The 20,027-nt window shown below is 40.7% G+C and carries 12 protein-coding genes, 20 tRNA genes, 3 rRNA genes and 2 riboswitches; of the genes, 3 read left to right on the top strand and 32 right to left on the bottom strand.

Annotation, left to right across the window (positions count from 1 at the left end; translation table 11 throughout):
* Positions 1–2 precede the first annotated feature (2 nt).
* From NSQ40_RS03745 to tenA, 4 genes are read right to left on the bottom strand one after another with little or no spacing between them, the layout of a single operon-like run.
* The gene (locus tag NSQ40_RS03745) at positions 3–1,004 is read right to left on the bottom strand and encodes an ABC transporter substrate-binding protein (protein WP_033795897.1); all 1,002 of its coding nucleotides are present in this window, start codon (positions 1,002–1,004) and stop codon (positions 3–5) included.
* Positions 1,001–1,753, bottom strand: coding sequence for an ABC transporter permease (locus tag NSQ40_RS03740; protein WP_018782383.1), 753 nt, complete (start codon positions 1,751–1,753; stop codon positions 1,001–1,003). Before NSQ40_RS03740 ends, NSQ40_RS03745 begins: the two co-directional genes overlap by 4 nt.
* The gene (locus NSQ40_RS03735; protein ID WP_033795896.1) at positions 1,750–2,499 is read right to left on the bottom strand and encodes an ABC transporter ATP-binding protein; all 750 of its coding nucleotides are present in this window, start codon (positions 2,497–2,499) and stop codon (positions 1,750–1,752) included. Before NSQ40_RS03735 ends, NSQ40_RS03740 begins: the two co-directional genes overlap by 4 nt.
* The gene (gene tenA, locus NSQ40_RS03730) at positions 2,468–3,163 is read right to left on the bottom strand and encodes a thiaminase II (RefSeq protein ID WP_258248523.1); all 696 of its coding nucleotides are present in this window, start codon (positions 3,161–3,163) and stop codon (positions 2,468–2,470) included. Before tenA ends, NSQ40_RS03735 begins: the two co-directional genes overlap by 32 nt.
* 85 nt (positions 3,164–3,248) lie before the next feature.
* Positions 3,249–3,351: riboswitch (TPP riboswitch) on the bottom strand.
* A gap of 61 nt (positions 3,352–3,412) precedes the next feature.
* Positions 3,413–3,523, bottom strand: a riboswitch (TPP riboswitch).
* Between the two features lie 537 nt (positions 3,524–4,060).
* Here tenA and NSQ40_RS03725 point away from each other — a divergent pair.
* Both NSQ40_RS03725 and NSQ40_RS03720 read left to right on the top strand, forming a co-directional pair.
* Positions 4,061–4,462 (top strand): M23 family metallopeptidase, encoded by a 402-nt coding sequence (locus NSQ40_RS03725; protein ID WP_033797465.1) that lies wholly within the window; start codon positions 4,061–4,063, stop codon positions 4,460–4,462.
* A 6-nt stretch (positions 4,463–4,468) separates the two neighbouring features.
* Positions 4,469–4,801: a hypothetical protein gene (locus NSQ40_RS03720; protein ID WP_018766918.1), complete on the top strand. Its 333-nt coding sequence runs from the start codon at positions 4,469–4,471 to the stop codon at positions 4,799–4,801.
* 120 nt (positions 4,802–4,921) lie between these two features.
* Here NSQ40_RS03720 and NSQ40_RS03715 read toward each other — a convergent pair whose 3' ends face one another.
* From NSQ40_RS03715 to NSQ40_RS03595, 25 genes are all read right to left on the bottom strand, one after another.
* A complete protein-coding gene (locus NSQ40_RS03715) occupies positions 4,922–6,073 on the bottom strand; it encodes a DUF3965 domain-containing protein (RefSeq protein ID WP_006093582.1) in 1,152 nt (383 codons plus the stop codon).
* Between the two features lie 528 nt (positions 6,074–6,601).
* Positions 6,602–7,021 (bottom strand): CBS domain-containing protein, encoded by a 420-nt coding sequence (locus NSQ40_RS03710; protein WP_003195294.1) that lies wholly within the window; start codon positions 7,019–7,021, stop codon positions 6,602–6,604.
* A gap of 175 nt (positions 7,022–7,196) precedes the next feature.
* Positions 7,197–7,268: transfer RNA gene (locus NSQ40_RS03705), tRNA-Glu, on the bottom strand.
* Between the two features lies 1 nt (position 7,269).
* Positions 7,270–7,344: transfer RNA gene (locus NSQ40_RS03700), tRNA-Asn, on the bottom strand.
* A 3-nt stretch (positions 7,345–7,347) separates the two neighbouring features.
* Positions 7,348–7,424 (bottom strand) — tRNA-Ile (locus NSQ40_RS03695).
* Positions 7,425–7,434: 10 nt separating this feature from the next.
* Positions 7,435–7,505, bottom strand: a tRNA-Trp gene (locus NSQ40_RS03690).
* A 3-nt stretch (positions 7,506–7,508) separates the two neighbouring features.
* Positions 7,509–7,584 (bottom strand) — tRNA-Thr (locus NSQ40_RS03685).
* A gap of 16 nt (positions 7,585–7,600) precedes the next feature.
* Positions 7,601–7,673 (bottom strand) — tRNA-Phe (locus NSQ40_RS03680).
* A 10-nt stretch (positions 7,674–7,683) separates the two neighbouring features.
* Positions 7,684–7,759, bottom strand: a tRNA-Asp gene (locus tag NSQ40_RS03675).
* 3 nt (positions 7,760–7,762) lie between these two features.
* A tRNA-Met gene (locus NSQ40_RS03670) sits at positions 7,763–7,839 on the bottom strand.
* A gap of 24 nt (positions 7,840–7,863) precedes the next feature.
* Positions 7,864–7,956: transfer RNA gene (locus tag NSQ40_RS03665), tRNA-Ser, on the bottom strand.
* A gap of 93 nt (positions 7,957–8,049) precedes the next feature.
* A tRNA-Ser gene (locus NSQ40_RS03660) sits at positions 8,050–8,142 on the bottom strand.
* Positions 8,143–8,157: 15 nt separating this feature from the next.
* Positions 8,158–8,230, bottom strand: a tRNA-Ala gene (locus tag NSQ40_RS03655).
* A 14-nt stretch (positions 8,231–8,244) separates the two neighbouring features.
* Positions 8,245–8,318 (bottom strand) — tRNA-Pro (locus NSQ40_RS03650).
* 10 nt (positions 8,319–8,328) lie between these two features.
* Positions 8,329–8,402, bottom strand: a tRNA-Arg gene (locus NSQ40_RS03645).
* A gap of 3 nt (positions 8,403–8,405) precedes the next feature.
* A tRNA-Leu gene (locus tag NSQ40_RS03640) sits at positions 8,406–8,494 on the bottom strand.
* A gap of 16 nt (positions 8,495–8,510) precedes the next feature.
* Positions 8,511–8,585 (bottom strand) — tRNA-Gly (locus NSQ40_RS03635).
* 29 nt (positions 8,586–8,614) lie between these two features.
* Positions 8,615–8,695 (bottom strand) — tRNA-Leu (locus tag NSQ40_RS03630).
* A 15-nt stretch (positions 8,696–8,710) separates the two neighbouring features.
* Positions 8,711–8,786: transfer RNA gene (locus NSQ40_RS03625), tRNA-Lys, on the bottom strand.
* A gap of 4 nt (positions 8,787–8,790) precedes the next feature.
* Positions 8,791–8,865: transfer RNA gene (locus tag NSQ40_RS03620), tRNA-Gln, on the bottom strand.
* An 11-nt stretch (positions 8,866–8,876) separates the two neighbouring features.
* Positions 8,877–8,960 (bottom strand) — tRNA-Tyr (locus NSQ40_RS03615).
* A 9-nt stretch (positions 8,961–8,969) separates the two neighbouring features.
* Positions 8,970–9,045 (bottom strand) — tRNA-Val (locus tag NSQ40_RS03610).
* A gap of 4 nt (positions 9,046–9,049) precedes the next feature.
* A 5S ribosomal RNA gene (gene rrf / locus NSQ40_RS03605) occupies positions 9,050–9,165 on the bottom strand.
* Between the two features lie 102 nt (positions 9,166–9,267).
* Positions 9,268–12,189, bottom strand: a 23S ribosomal RNA gene (locus NSQ40_RS03600).
* Between the two features lie 146 nt (positions 12,190–12,335).
* Positions 12,336–13,887, bottom strand: a 16S ribosomal RNA gene (locus tag NSQ40_RS03595).
* Together the 16S, 23S and 5S rRNA genes with 20 tRNA genes alongside form the textbook arrangement of a ribosomal RNA operon.
* Positions 13,888–14,377: 490 nt before the next feature.
* On the opposite strand from NSQ40_RS03595, the gene NSQ40_RS03590 reads away from it, so the two are divergent.
* Positions 14,378–17,422 (top strand): efflux RND transporter permease subunit, encoded by a 3,045-nt coding sequence (locus NSQ40_RS03590; protein ID WP_097787376.1) that lies wholly within the window; start codon positions 14,378–14,380, stop codon positions 17,420–17,422.
* Positions 17,423–17,494: 72 nt separating this feature from the next.
* On the opposite strand, the gene NSQ40_RS03585 is transcribed toward NSQ40_RS03590, so the two are convergent.
* The 3 genes from NSQ40_RS03585 to pstC all read right to left on the bottom strand — a co-directional run bounded on the left by NSQ40_RS03585 (position 17,495) and on the right by pstC (position 19,999).
* Entirely contained in the window at positions 17,495–18,019 is a 525-nt protein-coding gene (locus tag NSQ40_RS03585) for an AAA family ATPase (RefSeq protein WP_033795893.1), read from the bottom strand.
* Positions 18,020–18,188: 169 nt separating this feature from the next.
* Positions 18,189–19,106: a phosphate ABC transporter permease PstA gene (gene pstA, locus NSQ40_RS03580; protein WP_003195248.1), complete on the bottom strand. Its 918-nt coding sequence runs from the start codon at positions 19,104–19,106 to the stop codon at positions 18,189–18,191.
* A 2-nt stretch (positions 19,107–19,108) separates the two neighbouring features.
* Positions 19,109–19,999, bottom strand: a complete 891-nt coding sequence (gene pstC / locus NSQ40_RS03575; RefSeq protein WP_026008547.1) for a phosphate ABC transporter permease subunit PstC — start codon at positions 19,997–19,999, stop codon at positions 19,109–19,111.
* Positions 20,000–20,027 lie beyond the last annotated feature (28 nt).

Here is a 20,027-nt window from a genome sequence, read left to right as displayed (position 1 = left end):
GCCTACTTTAAAATATTTTCGAATAATTCATTGGCAGGAACACTCTCTTTTGTCATGCCTTTTTCTTTCAACCATTTATTTTGTTTTTCCCATGACTCTTTCGTATCTGATAAAAATGGCTCATCTTTCGTTTCCATTTTCTCTAACAAAATTTTCATACTTTCTTTTTCAACTTCTGGAACAAGTGGGAAATTTTCCTTTTCTTGATGATTTAATAAAATACCCAGTGCTTCGTCTGGATTCTTTTTCATAAATTCATATCCTTTTTTCGCACCTCGTAAAAAGGCTTGCAACGCTTCTTTATCTTTTTTCAACGTTTTATCACCTGTTACAAAAACAAGTTCATGATAATTTGGTACACCATAGTCAGCTGGGTTGAAGTACGCTGGTTCATGGCCTTCATGACGCATAACAGGAACTTCATGGTTAATATAAGCACCTGTGACAGCATCTACTTTTTTCGTAATTAATGCTGGTACTAAATCAAATCCAACATCTACTACTTTTACAGTATCAGGATTACCACCAGCTTCTTTTACCATCGTTTTTAAATACGCTTCACTTAAAGGTGTTCCAGAATAACCAACTGTCTTTCCTTCTAAATCTTTTGGTGAATTGATTCCCGCTGATTTTAATGATACGACGTGATTTAATGGTGAACGGACCACAGCTCCGATTGATTTCACTGGAATTTGTTCATTCGCTTTTGCAATGACAACGTCTGGTTGATAATATAAACCAACTGTTACTTTCCCCGCTGCCGCTAATGTTAATGGATCGGTTGGATTAGAAGGGAATTTAATATTCACCTTTACTCCTTCTTCTTTAAAGTATCCTTTTTCAATCGCTGCATAGATAAAGCTATGCACCGCATTTGGATACCAGTCGAGCATAACTGTTACTTCTTTTTCAGCCTTTTTCTTTTCTGATGATGAATTGCTAGAACATCCTGCAATCATTGCAACTAATAATGTAAACACAAAGATGCGTTTGAATAATTTCATGAATGTTTCCTCCAACTAATGAATTTCTTTTCTAATATAGAAACAAATAATACAAATAAAATAGCTAGTAATGATAGAAGTACAATCGGCGCAAACACACCAGCTCCGTCTAACTGTGTCATCATTCGTTTACTAAAGTATCCTAAACCAGCTTGTGCACCAAGCCACTCACCAATTGCTGCTCCAATGACACTAAGTGGAACAGCAATTTTTAAAGCAGAGAAAAAGTACGGAAGTGCAGATGGCAACTTTAACTTTAGAAAAATATCTTTTTTCGTTGCACCATATGTCACTAAAAGCTCCTCCCATTCCTTTTTCGTGCTGCGCAATCCATCATACGTATTTACCGCAATGGGGAAAAAGGTAATCAAAACTGTCACAACGACTTTGCTCCAAATTGAATAGCCAAACCATAAAACAAATAATGGTGCTAAAGCAGTAATTGGAATCGTTTGTGAAGCAACTAGTAACGGATAAAAAGCTCTTTCTATCCATTTACTCGCATTCATAGACATCGCCAGTCCAACACCAAGTACAATAGAAATAACTACGCCGATTAAGACTACATATAAGGTTGCTGGCAAATGAACTGTAAGTAATATGTCACGCAGTGCCCACATTTTAGCTAGAATTGCAGTAGGAGATGGCAAAATATACATCTCATCTACAATTCTAGCCCCCACTTCCCAAGCTATGAGTAGTATGCTACTTAAAATCAGTGCAGGTAGTAGCTCTGTCACACGTTTCATACGAGCACCTGCCTTTGCAGCATACCGAGTAACTCATCTTTTATCCCTAGTATCTCAGGCTTATGCAAATCTTTTCTTGAGCGCTCCGTTCCAAGTGGTACAACACGCTCCGTTAAAGTTGTTATAGGCTGCTCTGTCACTATTAAAATCCGATTAGAAAGAAAAAGTGCTTCTTCTACATCGTGTGTAATAAATAAAATGGTTTTTTGCCACTGTTTCCATTGCTCAAACAACCATTCTTGCAACGTTGCTTTCGTTAATGCATCTAATGCGCTAAACGGCTCATCTAACAATAAAATGTCCCCGCCTGTTAATAAAGTTCGAATAAAGGACACTCGCTGCCGCATACCACCTGATAAATCTTTCGGATATTTGTTCTCGTATCCTTGTAAACCAAATTGTTCTAATAGGTCTTTTGCCTTTACATGTGCTTCTTTTTTCTTTATCCCCTGGCACTCTAACGGCAATGCCGCATTTTCAATAATTGTTCTCCACGGCAGGAGCATATCTTTTTGTGGCATATACCCTACAGGATGACTCGAGGTTTCTGTAAGTTGAATCGTTCCAGCCGTCGGTTCTTCTAATCCTGTAATTAAGCGAAATAATGTACTTTTGCCACAGCCACTCGGTCCAATGATGCTAACAAACTCTTTTTCCTGTACCGAGGCATCCAGACCCTTTATAATTGGCTTTTCATCATAATGAAAGGAAACATTATGAAATTGTAGTATGCTCTTGCTCCTCAAAACCCCACATCTCCTTACGATACGCCATATCCCAGAATAAATACTCAAAGCGGCTGGAATATAAGAAAATCTCTTCTAATTTGTCTAACTCTTGTTCAGACTTTCCTTCAGCTAGTTCATTTAATAAATCCATTAGCCAAATGCAAAGGTTTCCATACTCTTCTGAGCTATATCCTTGAATCCACTCCCCAAAGAACTCATGATCCCTTGCTCCTGGAATATCCTTTAAACGCTTTCCAATTTCCCAGTAGCTCCACATACATGGAAGCAGAGCCGCAATTAACTCTGCAAGCGTACCATTTTGAGATACTGACATCATATAGTTTGTATACGCTAAATTTTTAGCAGATGGTTTTGCCTCTTCCATCTCTTGTACAGAAATACCAAGGCGTTTTGCATACTGTTTATGGATCGTCATTTCTCCATTTAAAATGCCGTCTATTTGTTCTGCAAATTTTGCCATAACTTGCGGATTAGTCGCTTTCACAACTCCAATTGCATATAATTTTGCATAATCTAGTAAATATAAATAATCTTGTATGATGTAATATTGGAATTTATCTTTTTCTAATGTACCGTCCCCCATCCCAGTTACAAATGGGTGATTATGACTTTTTTCCCAAACAGGCTGTACTGTCTCAAATAATCTCTCACAAAACTTCATTTATATTTCCCCTTCCTTTATATCAATTTATCCAAATAAAAAACCACTCCTCTATAAGAAGTGGTTACATCAAATAAAAATACATTTATTCGTTGCTCCACTTCCCTACGCTAGCATAATCTAGATCAGGTCAGTAAGGGTTAAGGATTATTCCTCTCTCAGCACATAAAGCACCCCTAGTGGTTTCTACTATAAAATTGTCAAATAAAAAAGCCCTGTTTCTTTACGCAAAGAAACAGGGACTTACTGTTAATGTCCGAATTGCTTCCCTACGCTAGCATAATCTAGATCAGGTAGTAAAGGATCAAAGACTCTCGGCCTTACTCTCAGCTGGCAACACCAACTCTCCTAGCACAATATGAAATTACCATAGTCAGTATAACACTGTCATCCATCATCAGCAACTGTTTTAACTTATTCCAATCCTATTTACGAGCCATGAATCCAATACAAAGTAAGAATTCTTTACATCAAAGTTCTACTTATATAAAATATGAAAAATAAATATATCCATTTTGATTTTCCAACATATAAGTCGCGGCTATGAAGAATAAAAGGTGACCTGTACTCATTTTCTCTTTTTGTTTAACTTGGTACGGGGGAGGAAAAGGATCTAACCGCTTCTATGCATGGTCGGATGCTCTCTCCCTCCTAAAAAGAAAGCTTTTCTGTCAGTTTTTCAATTTAGATTTATATATCTATTCAGAAAATATCAATTATCTTTAATCCAAATTATAAAGATTATTAATCTGTTATTCTTTTAATATATTTCGATTCCATTAAAAAATTGTTATTTTTCTCATTTCATATTACAGTTATATAAATAATGCACAAAATATTATATCTTTATACTATAATAGGGAATGTATTAACACATCTATGGGGGGCTAATATTAGATGAAACAGAAAGCTACAGCTTTAACGGCAACTACTGTCGCAGTCGCATCTCTACTTCCATCCATAACTCAAGTAGATACACGTACTATAGCAGCTCAAGAATTGCCTACACAAAACACTCAATATATAAAAACGAATCCAAAAATATTATATTCGAATAATAAAATAAAAACAAGGAATAATGCTAACTCCGTAAAAAATACAAATATTTCTACATCTACTAAACGGAAAAACAGTTATATTGTAAATGTTGGTGATCAAGTTCAGACTGGGGAATTGTTAGGACATATGGAAAATACAGGCCATTCATTTGGACAGCACCTCCATTTTGAATTACATAATGGTGAATGGAATTTTGAAAAAACAAACGCAGTAAATCCACTGCAGTATTTAGTTCGGTAATATTATATGCCACGTAATATTGCCTTAATAATTGAGTATTTGGCTTTTCTCGGTTTAATTTGTTGTTTAGTAATTTACAATACTAACATTGTTTTTTTGAGTATCGTTATCTTATTTGTTACTATCGAATCTTTGATGGAAGCATTCAAAATCCGACTAAAGAAACACATTTCTCATATATATACTGCATTTGTTATTATCGGCGGTTTAATAACAAATATTATTTATAGTGGTTTTCACCTGGCTGCTATATTCCCTGTATTTTTTATAGGGGTACTACTCATTATTTCCCAATATATTTACATTCCTGATCACCGTAAGAAACAACAAGAAGCTTAGAATGGACGTATGTCTACTTCTCATTTACGACTAAATAAAAAAAGGTCTCACTTGAAGTGTGAGACCTTTTTTTATTTATACATTATAGAGAGTGAACAAGGGAAAGCACAAAACTTTTCTTTACCCACACGCATATCGTTCATAAATAAAACTTAAATTATATTTCTTCTCTAATCCCACTCGTTGTTCATCATCACACCAGTAAAATAAAATATCATGAATCGTTGCATAACGCTTATTCTTTAGAAATTGTTTGATAAATGACGGTAAACAATCATGTAATTGTATAAATATATAATTCCGCAAAAGTTCTTCCTTATGTTCAATTCCTTTACAAACATACATCAACTCTTCACAATAATATGCATGTTGCGGAACTTGAATCATTTCAAAAAATGGTACATATGATAATAGTTTTCCAATGAAATGCTCATATCGATTCATAAATTCAAACGACATGTGCTCCATCATTTCTTTCATTACATAAAGATAATCATCCACATGCGTGGTTTTTAATGGATTAAGGCGATCAGAAATTTGAGAAATTACAGCCCTTTGACATGCAACAACAGAACGACTTGGTCCATAATATGTTAAAAAATCCGTACACTTACGATATTTTTTTAATAAGTCATATATGTATAAGTCATAAACGTATGTATTGCAGTATATTGCTAAGTTCATCATCTCTTGATCTAATTGTTCTTTGGACAATAATTTTGCCTGTTTGCAAATATAAAAGAATGTAAGTTCCATTACTTCCTTATGAGATAATAGCTTCTCACATTTTTCAATACACTCTGTATTAAATTTAATTCTTTCCCATATCATTACATCATCATTTTCCAATTTACCAATTCGATATTTTACAATTAAGTAGTTCCAAGCCACAACTTGAGTTAAAATATCCCACGTTTCATATTCCATAGATGTATGTACAAATTCATCTAATCTTTGGTTCACCATAAATGTATACGCTTCCTTATACCAACCGATTTTCTGGCATAAACGAACAATACGAATTAAAGTTGGTATTTCATCCTTATGGAACTGTGGCAAGTCCTGCACCTTATTCATTCCATATAAAATAAACGGAGCCAAGTTTTCTTGTTTATAAAATTCTTTTTCTTTCCAAGCTAAAATTGTCCGTTCTTTTCCTTCGCCTTTTGGATGATTTGGTACAAGTAAAGAAAATAAATCCGCAAAATTATTTGGTTCTACATAAACATCTGTAACCAAATTCCAATTTGGATTACTTTGTACATCCCTCATATCATTTCCCCTCCATTTCTATTTATATATAAAATCTTTGATAGCTTAGTAGATAAACATAACATTATAAATATTAATATATTCAAAATAGATTATAAAACTTATATTTATTATTATATCATTTTTAACATAACAAAAATTAGCAATAGGAATTTTTAACCAAAATTTCAAATGAAATTAACATATATCATTCTTCATATATACTTAGTTAAGCACCTTTACACCTTATATACATCTATGCCTAACATTTTGGATACGTTTTAATAACAATATAATTTTGCTTGCAGTATTAATAAGGTGAAACTTCCATCAGTAGGGATTTTCTTCATCCACCACTGATGGAAAGTCCTCACCAATCGGCCTTTTACAGGCAGTTATCCCTCACCTATCTTCCTTGCTTCTCTCTGAACCTTGAGGTGGGGGAGCTTACTGCCCGTTAATGCGGAATAAAACGTATCCAATCTTACCTATTCTCTAGCACCTAAATACACTGTATTTTCTAGCCTGAAAATAATCTGCATCTATTCGTTATTCTGTATGCTCGGAAATCTCACTTAAAGCAAATCCAGCTTGATCATCAGCTTTCTCTGTTATTGCTAAATCACCTAGCGCTAACATCCCAACAAGCTCGCCATTCTCAACTACAGGTAGTCTTCTGATTTGATGCTGTGCCATTAACTCTGTAGCATTTTCAATAGGGTCATCAGGAGATACGGAAACAATTTCTGTTGTCATGACATTTGTAATTTTATTAGACCCAGGATGTTTCTCAGCAATTCCACGAACAACTAAATCACGATCTGTGACAAGACCAACCACTTGATTATTCTCTACAATTGGAATCATCCCAATGGCCTCTTCTTTCATTTTCACAGCAGCTTCATATACATTATCTAGCGGTGTACATTGCACAATATCGGTACTCATAAATTCTCTAACTGTTGTCATGTAGCTCTATTCCCTCCTTTTTATACATACTATAGTTTTTCCAAAATCCCTCTATTTATTTCATAATAAATAGAGGGATTTTGGATTGACGATATCGTATATTAGAAAAGAACGTAACTTCACATTATATTTTTCACAAGAAAAAAAGAGCCAGCTAATTGCTGACTCTTTTTTATGACCCGTACGGGATTCGAACCCGTGTTACCGCCGTGAAAGGGCGGTGTCTTAACCGCTTGACCAACGGGCCATGGCTCCGCAGGTAGGACTCGAACCTACGACCGATCGGTTAACAGCCGATAGCTCTACCACTGAGCTACTGCGGAATATGGTGGGCCTAAATGGACTCGAACCATCGACCTCACGCTTATCAGGCGTGCGCTCTAACCAGCTGAGCTATAGGCCCATATTTCTTACAGGGGCAGTAGGAATCGAACCCACACTGGAGGTTTTGGAGACCTCTGTTCTACCTTTAAACTATGCCCCTAAGTGGTGCCGGCTAGAGGACTTGAACCCCCAACCTACTGATTACAAGTCAGTTGCTCTACCAATTGAGCTAAGCCGGCTTGTCAAAAAAAAATATGGCTCGGGACGGAATCGAACCGCCGACACGAGGATTTTCAGTCCTCTGCTCTACCGACTGAGCTACCGAGCCTTTATATAAATGGCGGTCCCGACCGGGGTCGAACCGGCGATCTCCTGCGTGACAGGCAGGCATGTTAACCACTACACCACGGGACCATTTGGTTGCGGGGACAGGATTTGAACCTGCGACCTTCGGGTTATGAGCCCGACGAGCTACCGAACTGCTCCACCCCGCGACGGTATTATATTATTTTAAAAAATGGAGGAGGTAGAGGGATTCGAACCCCCGCGCGACTCTCGCCGCCTGTCGGTTTTCAAGACCGATCCCTTCAGCCGAACTTGGGTATACCTCCATGAAATAAATATTAATTATATCTTTTAGTTATCTTTGTACATCTAATAGTTTTTATTAACTATCCAATCATTCCATTTTAATTATTATAAAATGGAGGAGGTAGAGGGATTCGAACCCCCGCGCGACTCTCGCCGCCTGTCGGTTTTCAAGACCGATCCCTTCAGCCAGACTTGGGTATACCTCCAATAAATAACCAAAGTGGAGCCTAGCGGGATCGAACCGCTGACCTCCTGCGTGCAAGGCAGGCGCTCTCCCAGCTGAGCTAAGGCCCCATGTTTTAAAAATATCGGGAAGACAGGATTTGAACCTGCGACCCCCTGGTCCCAAACCAGGTGCTCTACCAAGCTGAGCCACTTCCCGTTAATAAAAGCGCGCCCGAGAGGACTCGAACCCCTAACCTTTTGATCCGTAGTCAAACGCTCTATCCAATTGAGCTACGGGCGCATATGGTGCCGAGGGCGGGGGTCGAACCCGCACGGTGGTCACCCACCGCAGGATTTTAAGTCCTGTGCGTCTGCCTGTTCCGCCACCCCGGCATGTCATATTGAAAATTGGAGCGGAAGACGGGATTCGAACCCGCGACCCCAACCTTGGCAAGGTTGTATTCTACCACTGAACTACTTCCGCAAGACATGTATGAGATATTTTATTAAAAGTGCGGGTGAAGGGAGTCGAACCCCCACGCCAAAGGCGCCAGATCCTAAGTCTGGTGCGTCTGCCAATTCCGCCACACCCGCATATTTTTTAAAAAATGGTGAGCCATGAAGGACTCGAACCTTCGACCCTCTGATTAAAAGTCAGATGCTCTACCAACTGAGCTAATGGCTCTTAATGGCTGGGCTAGCTGGATTCGAACCAGCGCATGACGGAGTCAAAGTCCGTTGCCTTACCGCTTGGCTATAGCCCATTAATTAAGAATGGTGGAGGGGGGCAGATTCGAACTGCCGAACCCGAAGGAGCGGATTTACAGTCCGCCGCGTTTAGCCACTTCGCTACCCCTCCGACATTATATGGTGGAGGATGACGGGATCGAACCGCCGACCCCCTGCTTGTAAGGCAGGTGCTCTCCCAGCTGAGCTAATCCTCCATTTGCCTGGCAACGTCCTACTCTCACAGGGGCAAGGCCCCAACTACCATCGGCGCTAGAGAGCTTAACTTCCGTGTTCGGTATGGGAACGGGTGTGACCTCTCTGCCATCATTACCAGACTATATTCACTTAAGACAAACACTATTATACTTAATTGATTAAAAAAATCAATAAGTTTTTTTATGTTCTCTCAAAACTAGATAACATTTGCTTCATATTATATGGTTAAGTCCTCGATCTATTAGTATTCGTCAGCTCCACATGTCACCATGCTTCCACCTCGAACCTATCAACCTGATCATCTTTCAGGGATCTTACTAGCTTACGCTATGGGAAATCTCATCTTGAGGGGGGCTTCATGCTTAGATGCTTTCAGCACTTATCCCTTCCGCACATAGCTACCCAGCTATGCCCTTGGCAGAACAACTGGTACACCAGCGGTGCGTCCATCCCGGTCCTCTCGTACTAAGGACAGCTCCTCTCAAATTTCCTACGCCCACGACGGATAGGGACCGAACTGTCTCACGACGTTCTGAACCCAGCTCGCGTACCGCTTTAATGGGCGAACAGCCCAACCCTTGGGACCGACTACAGCCCCAGGATGCGATGAGCCGACATCGAGGTGCCAAACCTCCCCGTCGATGTGGACTCTTGGGGGAGATAAGCCTGTTATCCCCGGGGTAGCTTTTATCCGTTGAGCGATGGCCCTTCCATGCGGAACCACCGGATCACTAAGCCCGACTTTCGTCCCTGCTCGACTTGTAGGTCTCGCAGTCAAGCTCCCTTATGCCTTTGCACTCTACGAATGATTTCCAACCATTCTGAGGGAACCTTTGGGCGCCTCCGTTACACTTTAGGAGGCGACCGCCCCAGTCAAACTGCCCACCTGACACTGTCTCCCGGGTCGATAAGACCCGTAGGTTAGAATTTCAATACAGTCAGGGCGGTATCCCACCAGCGCCTCCACCGAAGCTAGCGCTCCGGCTTCAAAGGCTCCCGCCTATCCTGTACAAACTGTACCAAAATTCAATATCAGGCTACAGTAAAGCTCCACGGGGTCTTTCCGTCCTGTCGCGGGTAACCTGCATCTTCACAGGTACTATAATTTCACCGAGTCTCTGGTTGAGACAGTGCCCAAATCGTTACACCTTTCGTGCGGGTCGGAACTTACCCGACAAGGAATTTCGCTACCTTAGGACCGTTATAGTTACGGCCGCCGTTTACTGGGGCTTCAGTTCAGAGCTTCGCTTACGCTAACCCCTCTCCTTAACCTTCCAGCACCGGGCAGGTGTCAGCCCCTATACTTCGCCTTACGGCTTCGCAGAGACCTGTGTTTTTGCTAAACAGTCGCTTGGGCCTATTCACTGCGGCTTTCCGTTAAGAAAGCACCCCTTCTCCCGAAGTTACGGGGTCATTTTGCCGAGTTCCTTAACCAGAGTTCTCTCGCACACCTTAGGATTCTCTCCTCGCCTACCTGTGTCGGTTTGCGGTACAGGCACCTTTTATCTCGCTAGAAGCTTTTCTTGGCAGCGGGGAATCAAAGACTTCGCTCCATAAGGAGCTTCCCCATCACAGCTCAGCCTTCACGATAAGCGGATTTGCCTACTTATCAGCCTAACTGCTTGGACGTGCACAACCAATCGCACGCTTCTTCTATCCTTCTGCGTCCCTCCATTGCTCAAACGATAAAGAGGTGGTACAGGAATATCAACCTGTTGTCCATCGCCTACGCCTGTCGGCCTCGGCTTAGGTCCTGACTAACCCTGAGCGGACGAGCCTTCCTCAGGAAACCTTAGGCATTCGGTGGACGGGATTCTCACCCGTCTTTCGCTACTCATACCGGCATTCTCACTTCTAAGCGCTCCACCAGTCCTTACGGTCTGACTTCACTGCCCTTAGAACGCTCCCCTACCACTGATACCATAGGTATCAATTCGCAGCTTCGGTGGTGTATTTAGCCCCGGTACATTTTCGGCGCAGAGTCACTCGACTAGTGAGCTATTACGCACTCTTTAAATGGTGGCTGCTTCTAAGCCAACATCCTAGTTGTCTAAGCAACTCCACATCCTTTTCCACTTAATACACACTTTGGGACCTTAGCTGGCGATCTGGGCTGTTTCCCTCTTGACTACGGATCTTATCACTCGCAGTCTGACTCCTAAGGATAAGTCATTGGCATTCGGAGTTTGACTGAATTCGGTAATCCGATGAGGACCCCTAGTTCAATCAGTGCTCTACCTCCAAGACTCTTACACTTAAGGCTAGCCCTAAAGCTATTTCGGGGAGAACCAGCTATCTCCAGGTTCGATTGGAATTTCTCCGCTACCCACACCTCATCCCCGCACTTTTCAACGTGCGTGGGTTCGGGCCTCCATTCAGTGTTACCTGAACTTCACCCTGGACATGGGTAGATCACCTGGTTTCGGGTCTACGACCACGTACTAAACGCCCTATTCAGACTCGCTTTCGCTACGGCTCCGCCTCTTCAGCTTAACCTCGCACGGGATCGTAACTCGCCGGTTCATTCTACAAAAGGCACGCCATCACCCATTAACGGGCTCTGACTATTTGTAGGCACACGGTTTCAGGATCTCTTTCACTCCCCTTCCGGGGTGCTTTTCACCTTTCCCTCACGGTACTGGTTCACTATCGATCACTAGGTAGTATTTAGCCTTGGGAGATGGTCCTCCCAGATTCCGACGGAATTTCACGTGTTCCGCCGTACTCAGGATACATTCAAGAGAGAACGAAGTTTCGACTACGGGGTTGTTACCCTCTGTGACGAGCCTTTCCAGGCTGCTTCGTCTACCTCGTTCCTTTGTAACTCCGTATAGAATGTCCTACAACCCCAAGAGGCAAGCCTCTTGGTTTGGGCTAGATTCCGTTTCGCTCGCCGCTACTCAGGAAATCGCATTTGCTTTCTCTTCCTCCAGGTACTTAGATGTTTCAGTTCCCTGGGTCTGTCTTCCTTACCCTATGTATTCAGGTAAGGATACCATACCATTACGTATGGTGGGTTTCCCCATTCGGAAATCTTCGGATCAAAGCTTACTTACAGCTCCCCGAAGCATATCGGCGTTAGTCCCGTCCTTCATCGACTCCTAGTGTCAAGGCATCCACCGTGCGCCCTTTCTAACTTAACCAAACTAAAATTAAAAAAATATGAGCTACACTGTTATCTAGTTTTCAAAGAACATACATTTATTTCTGAGAGATAGTTCTCTCAAAACTGAACAAAACGAAACACGGAAACTTATATTGATGAACAGCGTTCATCAATTCTCCATAGAAAGGAGGTGATCCAGCCGCACCTTCCGATACGGCTACCTTGTTACGACTTCACCCCAATCATCTGTCCCACCTTAGGCGGCTGGCTCCAAAAAGGTTACCCCACCGACTTCGGGTGTTACAAACTCTCGTGGTGTGACGGGCGGTGTGTACAAGGCCCGGGAACGTATTCACCGCGGCATGCTGATCCGCGATTACTAGCGATTCCAGCTTCATGTAGGCGAGTTGCAGCCTACAATCCGAACTGAGAACGGTTTTATGAGATTAGCTCCACCTCGCGGTCTTGCAGCTCTTTGTACCGTCCATTGTAGCACGTGTGTAGCCCAGGTCATAAGGGGCATGATGATTTGACGTCATCCCCACCTTCCTCCGGTTTGTCACCGGCAGTCACCTTAGAGTGCCCAACTTAATGATGGCAACTAAGATCAAGGGTTGCGCTCGTTGCGGGACTTAACCCAACATCTCACGACACGAGCTGACGACAACCATGCACCACCTGTCACTCTGCCCCCGAAGGGGAAGCCCTATCTCTAGGGTTGTCAGAGGATGTCAAGACCTGGTAAGGTTCTTCGCGTTGCTTCGAATTAAACCACATGCTCCACCGCTTGTGCGGGCCCCCGTCAATTCCTTTGAGTTTCAGCCTTGCGGCCGTACTCCCCAGGCGGAGTGCTTAATGCGTTAACTTCAGCACTAAAGGGCGGAAACCCTCTAACACTTAGCACTCATCGTTTACGGCGTGGACTACCAGGGTATCTAATCCTGTTTGCTCCCCACGCTTTCGCGCCTCAGTGTCAGTTACAGACCAGAAAGTCGCCTTCGCCACTGGTGTTCCTCCATATCTCTACGCATTTCACCGCTACACATGGAATTCCACTTTCCTCTTCTGCACTCAAGTCTCCCAGTTTCCAATGACCCTCCACGGTTGAGCCGTGGGCTTTCACATCAGACTTAAGAAACCACCTGCGCGCGCTTTACGCCCAATAATTCCGGATAACGCTTGCCACCTACGTATTACCGCGGCTGCTGGCACGTAGTTAGCCGTGGCTTTCTGGTTAGGTACCGTCAAGGTGCCAGCTTATTCAACTAGCACTTGTTCTTCCCTAACAACAGAGTTTTACGACCCGAAAGCCTTCATCACTCACGCGGCGTTGCTCCGTCAGACTTTCGTCCATTGCGGAAGATTCCCTACTGCTGCCTCCCGTAGGAGTCTGGGCCGTGTCTCAGTCCCAGTGTGGCCGATCACCCTCTCAGGTCGGCTACGCATCGTTGCCTTGGTGAGCCGTTACCTCACCAACTAGCTAATGCGACGCGGGTCCATCCATAAGTGACAGCCGAAGCCGCCTTTGAATTTCGCACCATGCGGTGCAAAATGTTATCCGGTATTAGCCCCGGTTTCCCGGAGTTATCCCAGTCTTATGGGCAGGTTACCCACGTGTTACTCACCCGTCCGCCGCTAACTTCATAAGAGCAAGCTCTTAATCCATTCGCTCGACTTGCATGTATTAGGCACGCCGCCAGCGTTCATCCTGAGCCAGGATCAAACTCTCCAATAAAGTTAGTTTGTCTAGCATCTAAAATAAAAATTGACGTTTCACGTTGTTTGTTTCGTTCAGTTTTCAAAGAACTTGTCCATCGCCGATTGGCGACTTCCTTATGTTAGCATCTTCATTTTTCGATGTCAACTAAGTTTTTTAATTTCTTTTTTTCACTTTCTGCGTGTTCCGCATCAGCGACGTTTATTACTATACCATCCTTATTTTTAAATCACAAGTGTTTTTTAAAAAAAACTAAAAAAGTTTTCCACTTAATGATTTCGCCTCTTTATTTCATATTAAATGGATTTTCTTCCTCCTGACTTCAACAGAATTTTAAAAGGCTAAAATACCCAACCAACTCTCTAGCTCTTCCTTACAAAACCCTATTCACTCGCTACTTAAGAATAAATTTAGAATTTTTTTACATTTAATTAATGAAAGATATCCAGATTTTGTTATATAGTAACGAAGTAGGCTAAAAAACAACTTAAACGGAGGAATCATTTTTATGGATAGGTTAACAAAATTCTCATTAAAAAATCGAGCCGCTATCATCATCATGGTTTTTCTCATTTCTGTGCTCGGCATTTATTCCGGCTCCAAATTACCGATGGAGTTTCTACCCAGCGTCGATAATCCCGCAATAACTGTCACTACAATGTCTCAAGGGCTAGATGCTGAAACATTGACAAAAGAAGTAACCGAACCGCTCGAAAAAAAGTTTCGAAATTTGGAACACGTCGATACAATAACTTCTTCTACTTATGAAGGTTTATCTCGTATCGATATCGCGTATACATCTAAAGCTAATATGAAGGATGCTACACGCGAGGTCGAAAAAATTACCAGCAACGTAAATTTCCCAAAAGAAATTACAAAACCCGTCGTTAGCCAACTTAATACCTCTATGATTCCACTTGCACAAATTACCGTTCAAAAACAGAATGGTTTTACAAAAGCAGACGAAAAACAGATTGAAGAAGAAATCATCCCGCAACTTGAAAATATCGACGGCGTTGCTAACGTCATGTATTACGGTAAATCAACATCCGAGTTATCTATCCTCTTAGACCCAAATGAAATGAAAAATAAAAACGTAACACCACAGCAAGTATTAGCCGCCTTACAAGGAAAAGAAACTTCCACTCCAGTTGGTCAAGTTACTGTCAATAACGAAGACCACAGCCTACGCGTCATTGGAAATGTCAAAAATGTAGATGAAATAAAAAACATGTCACTTACCCCTCAAATCAAATTACAAGATATAGCTCAAGTAAAAATAAAACAACATTTTGATACCGTTTCACATGTGAATGGCGAAGAGGGAACTGGATTAGTTATTATGAAAGAACCTAGCAAAAATGCAGTTGCAATCGGAAAAGAAATTGATAAAAAAATAAAAACTATAAGCAAAGAATATAAAGATACTTATACAATTAAATTAATATCCTCTACTCACGAACAAGTTGAAAATGCAGTTATGAGCATGGGGAAAGAAGTCATTTTAGGAGCAATTGCTGCGACATTTATTATTTTAATCTTTTTACGCAGCGTTCGAACAACCCTTATCGCTGTCGTTAGTATTCCGTTATCCATTTTACTAACACTATTTTTACTTGATCAATCTAATGTTACATTAAACATTTTAACTCTCGGGGGCTTAGCAGTAGCGGTTGGTCGACTTGTTGACGATAGTATTGTTGTCATTGAAAATATCTTCCGGCGCTTACAAAAAGAACATTTTTCAAAAGACATCATTCTAGACGCCACAAAAGAGGTAGCTGTTGCGATTACCTCTTCTACTTTAACAACAGTCGCTGTCTTTTTACCTATCGGTCTTGTATCAGGTACAATCGGCAAGCTAATGTTACCTATGGTATTGGCCGTTGTATACTCTATACTTTCTTCACTAGTGGTGGCCTTAACCGTTGTTCCACTTATGGCATTTTTATTACTGAGAAAAACAAGGCAGCGTACACCGAAACCTTCAAGAAAGTATACAGCTACTTTAAAGTGGGCCCTTTCACATAAGTTTATTATTTTATTTTCTTCTTTCTTATTATTTGCCGGATCAATTGCTGCTTATATATTACTTCCAAAAGCAAATATCAAATCAGAAGACGATACGATGCTTTCAATTCAGATGACATTCCCAGCAAATTACGATTTTGAATCTAGAAAGCAAACAGCCTTTGATTTTGAAAAAAAATTACTTTCTAACAGCGATGTAAAAGATGTTATTTTACGAATGGGTTCCAGTGCTGAAGATGCACAGTTTGGATTTACAACTAAAAATAACCTTGCATCTATTGCTGTAGTCTTCAAAAAAGGAACAGATATCGATCAATATATCAAAAAACTAAAAAAAGAGCATGCAGACTTTAAACCAGCCGAATTCGATTATACAAAGGCAAGCTATTCTAATTCCGGCGGAGGAAACAGCTTGCAATTTAACGTGACAGCAAACAATGAGACGAATTTAAAAAAAGCTGCTGATGTCGTTGAAACAAAACTAAAAAGTATAGACAGTCTTTCTAAAGTAAAAACAAATCGAGAAGAATCAAAAAAGGAATGGCAAATCGATATTGATCAAAAGAAAGCGGAACAAGTTGGATTAACTCCGGAAACAGCAGGCCAACAAGTTTCATTCCTTATGAAGAAATCACCAATCGGGCAACTGACAATTGATGATGAGAAAACAACCATTATGCTCGAACATAAACAAGGAAAGATAAGTAACAAGGAAGATATTCTTAACACAAACATCTTATCACCTATAGCAGGATCAATTCCTTTAAAAGATATTGCAACCATTTCAGAAAAACGATTACAAACAGAGATTTTCCATAAAGATGGAAAAGAAACCATTCAAATAACTGCCGAAGCAACAAATGAAGATTTAAGTAAAGTAAACACTGAAGTGAACAAAGCTATTTCAGAATTAGACCTACCAAACGGTGCGAAAGTTAAAATTGCTGGTGCAACTGAATCAATGCAAGAAGACTTTACAAATTTATTCAAAATCATGGGTATCGCCATCGGGATTGTTTATTTAATTATGGTCATTACTTTCGGGCAAGCACGCGCCCCATTTGCGATTTTATTCTCTTTACCACTAGCTGCTGTTGGCGGTATTTTAGGATTAATCATTTCAAGAACACCAGTCGATTTAAATGCACTAATCGGTGCATTGATGTTAATTGGTATCGTAGTCACCAATGCCATTGTATTAATAGAACGTGTTCAACAAAATAGAGAACACGGCATGACGACACGGGAAGCTTTACTAGAAGCAGGCTCTACAAGGCTACGACCAATTATTATGACAGCCATTACAACAATAGTAGCGATGTTACCATTATTATTCAGCCAATCACAAGCCGGCAGTATGGTATCTAAAAGTTTAGCGGTTGTTGTAATCGGTGGTTTAGCAGTTTCAACTGCGCTCACACTAGTTGTCGTCCCTGTTATGTATGAACTGTTAGATAAATTCGGTAAAAAACGACGCTCACGCAGAAAAGTAGTCTCTTCTATAGATACACCAAAAGCTTAACACCAAAAAACGTTATCTTCTGTTTTGAAGATAACGTTTTTTCTACTATAATATACAATTATAATTTCACGACTACTCATTCATATACGTCATCACTTCATCAATATAATCCGCTAAAGGCTTCCCAGAATCTACAATAAGATATGTAAAATCAGATGGTCGTTTACTACCATCTAACCCTTCTTTAAACACTTCTTCAGATTCCACTTTCTCAATTTGACTTATCATTCGTTCTCGTGTCTTTAGCCTATTATTAATTTCTTCTATATTATTAAGATAGCATTCAATATATTTGTATTTCACACGATGTTCCCTAGACAAAATCGTCCCCTTTTCCACCATTTCTATATAGAGACACGGGCTATCCAATATTACACTATGCCCCATGGATAAATGAAAATCTATTAGCGCCCATTCGATTTCATACGAAATTCCACCAGCGGCCGTTGTTTCAATTTGACGAATTTCCAACGACTCTAGTAAGGCCGTTTTCACAATATCATGATCAATCACAATTGCACCTGTATTTTTCGCTATACGTCTAGAAAGTGTTGATTTTCCCGAACCCGGTAAGCCTGACATTTGTAGAAAAAACATGAAAAACTTCCTCTCCATCTCCATTCCAGCATTTACATACACAGGTATATATACAATATTTTATCTTCATACTCCTGCTATAACCGAGATTACCGGATTCACTTCACACAAAAAAGCTCCCTGTTTTTTTATAAACAGAGAGCTTCTTATCCATTTAGGGTACAAGCGTTTAAGCCGCTTTGGCTTTCGTTGTTTTACGAGATTTCTTAGCTCCCGTAAAACGTTTATGAAGTACAGATGCAGTAAAACGGGCAATAATATTAAAGAGTAATACCATAATAATTAAGACTGCTGCTGATTTTGTCGCAATTAACTTCGCATCTGGAATAATCCCTTCAGAGTTCAATTTCCAAATATGAACTGCTAATGTTTCAGCTGGTCGAAATGGATTCAACGGGTGTGCAGGACTTGAAAAATCGGCTGCAGAATTTAAAATCGGTGATGTTAATCCCGCTGTATAAATTAACGCCGCCGCCTCACCAAATATACGACCCGCAGCTAAAATAATCCCCGTAATAATTTGCGGCAATGCTGTGGGGATAATAATTCGCACAATCGTTTGCCATTTTGTTGCACCAAGCCCAAGACTCGCTTCTTTTACATTAGACGGAACTTCCGTAATCGCACTTTCACAAACACGCGTTAGACCCGGTAAATTTAAAATCGTTAAAGCAAGTGCTCCTCCCATTACCGTATAGCCCCAACCAGTCATTGTAACAAACACTAATAAACCAAATAACCCAACAACAATAGAAGGTAGTGATGCCATCGTTTCAATACATAAACGAACAAATCCTAAAAAGCGTCCTTGTTTCGCATATTCCGCAAGATAAATCCCTGCTCCTAATCCAAGCGGAATTGAAATGACTAAGGTAATAACAAGCATATAGAAAGAGTTGAATAACTGCGGACCAATTCCACCTCCAGCTCTTGTATTGCTTGGTTCTCCGAACAAGAAACTTGGATCCCAAAAACCCCAACCCTTTTGCAAAATTTCGTATACTAAGAAAACAAGTAAAGCTACTACAAACGCTGCAACTGCATATAAAATACCCGTCCAAATATTATTTACTTTTCTTGCGTTCATCGCTATCGTTCACCTCTTTGGCCAATTGCTCGTATTACTAAAATAAACAGGAATGAAATAACAAGTAATATCATTGCCAATGTCCATAAAGCGTTATTCCAGGCAGTTCCATTTAACGTATTCGTCATATCCATTGTTAGAATACCTGTCAACGTTGCCGTTGGACTATATATCCCTTCAGGCAATTTAACAGTATTCCCTATTACCATTTGAACCGCTAACGCTTCGCCGAAAGCACGAGCTAATCCTAGAACGACCCCTGTTAAAATACCTTTTTTTGCAGCCGGAACAATAACACGGCTAATCGCTTGCCATTTTGTCGAACCTAAACCATAAGAGGCTTCCAAATAATCAAAGGGAACCGAACGTATTGCATCAGAAGCAATACTAGCAATAGTAGGTAAAATCATAATACTGAGCACAATAATACCGGCAATTAAACTAAAACCAACACCACCGAATGAATCACGTAAAAGCGGAACTAAAATGGTAACCCCTAATAAACCATATACTACTGAAGGAATTCCAACTAATAATTCTAAAACAGGCTTTAATACCTTATTCCCAAACTTTGGTGAAATTAAGTTCATAAATATCGCAAGAGCAAGCGCGATTGGCGCACTAATAACGACCGCACCTAATGAAACAAGCATTGAACCAACAATAAAGATAACAGCACCAAACGATCCCTGATCAGCATTCGGATTCCATTTTGTTGACGTCAATACCTCAGAAAATGAAATACCACTTTGTGTAAAAGATTGAATTCCTTTCCCGCAAATAAATGCAATAATTGCTAATGTAACAAGAACAATAAATATACCGCAAAACGTAACAAGCGTTCTTCCGATATATTCACTTTTTACATAATTAATTTGTTTTTTCCCCTTCATCACAGGACACAACCCCACTTCATAGATT

Origin of the sequence: Bacillus sp. FSL K6-6038 (genome assembly GCF_038050455.1) — a bacterium.
GTDB lineage: Bacteria > Bacillota > Bacilli > Bacillales > Bacillaceae_G > Bacillus_A > Bacillus_A pseudomycoides.
This window is presented reverse-complemented; position numbering and strand designations above follow the sequence as displayed.

Excerpts from the sequence above, each read along its gene's own strand:
- tenA (WP_258248523.1), bottom strand. The coding sequence starts at position 3,163 with ATGAAGTTTTGTGAGAGATTATTTGAGACAGTACAGCCTGTTTGGGAA.
- NSQ40_RS03745 (WP_033795897.1), bottom strand. The coding sequence starts at position 1,004 with ATGAAATTATTCAAACGCATCTTTGTGTTTACATTATTAGTTGCAATG.
- NSQ40_RS03740 (WP_018782383.1), bottom strand. The coding sequence starts at position 1,753 with ATGAAACGTGTGACAGAGCTACTACCTGCACTGATTTTAAGTAGCATA.
- pstA (WP_003195248.1), bottom strand. The coding sequence starts at position 19,106 with ATGAACGCAAGAAAAGTAAATAATATTTGGACGGGTATTTTATATGCA.
- NSQ40_RS03725 (WP_033797465.1), top strand. The coding sequence starts at position 4,061 with ATGAAACAGAAAGCTACAGCTTTAACGGCAACTACTGTCGCAGTCGCA.
- NSQ40_RS03720 (WP_018766918.1), top strand. The coding sequence starts at position 4,469 with ATGCCACGTAATATTGCCTTAATAATTGAGTATTTGGCTTTTCTCGGT.
- NSQ40_RS03590 (WP_097787376.1), top strand. The coding sequence starts at position 14,378 with ATGGATAGGTTAACAAAATTCTCATTAAAAAATCGAGCCGCTATCATC.
- pstC (WP_026008547.1), bottom strand. The coding sequence starts at position 19,999 with ATGAAGGGGAAAAAACAAATTAATTATGTAAAAAGTGAATATATCGGA.
- NSQ40_RS03715 (WP_006093582.1), bottom strand. The coding sequence starts at position 6,073 with ATGAGGGATGTACAAAGTAATCCAAATTGGAATTTGGTTACAGATGTT.
- NSQ40_RS03585 (WP_033795893.1), bottom strand. The coding sequence starts at position 18,019 with ATGTTTTTTCTACAAATGTCAGGCTTACCGGGTTCGGGAAAATCAACA.
- NSQ40_RS03710 (WP_003195294.1), bottom strand. The coding sequence starts at position 7,021 with ATGACAACAGTTAGAGAATTTATGAGTACCGATATTGTGCAATGTACA.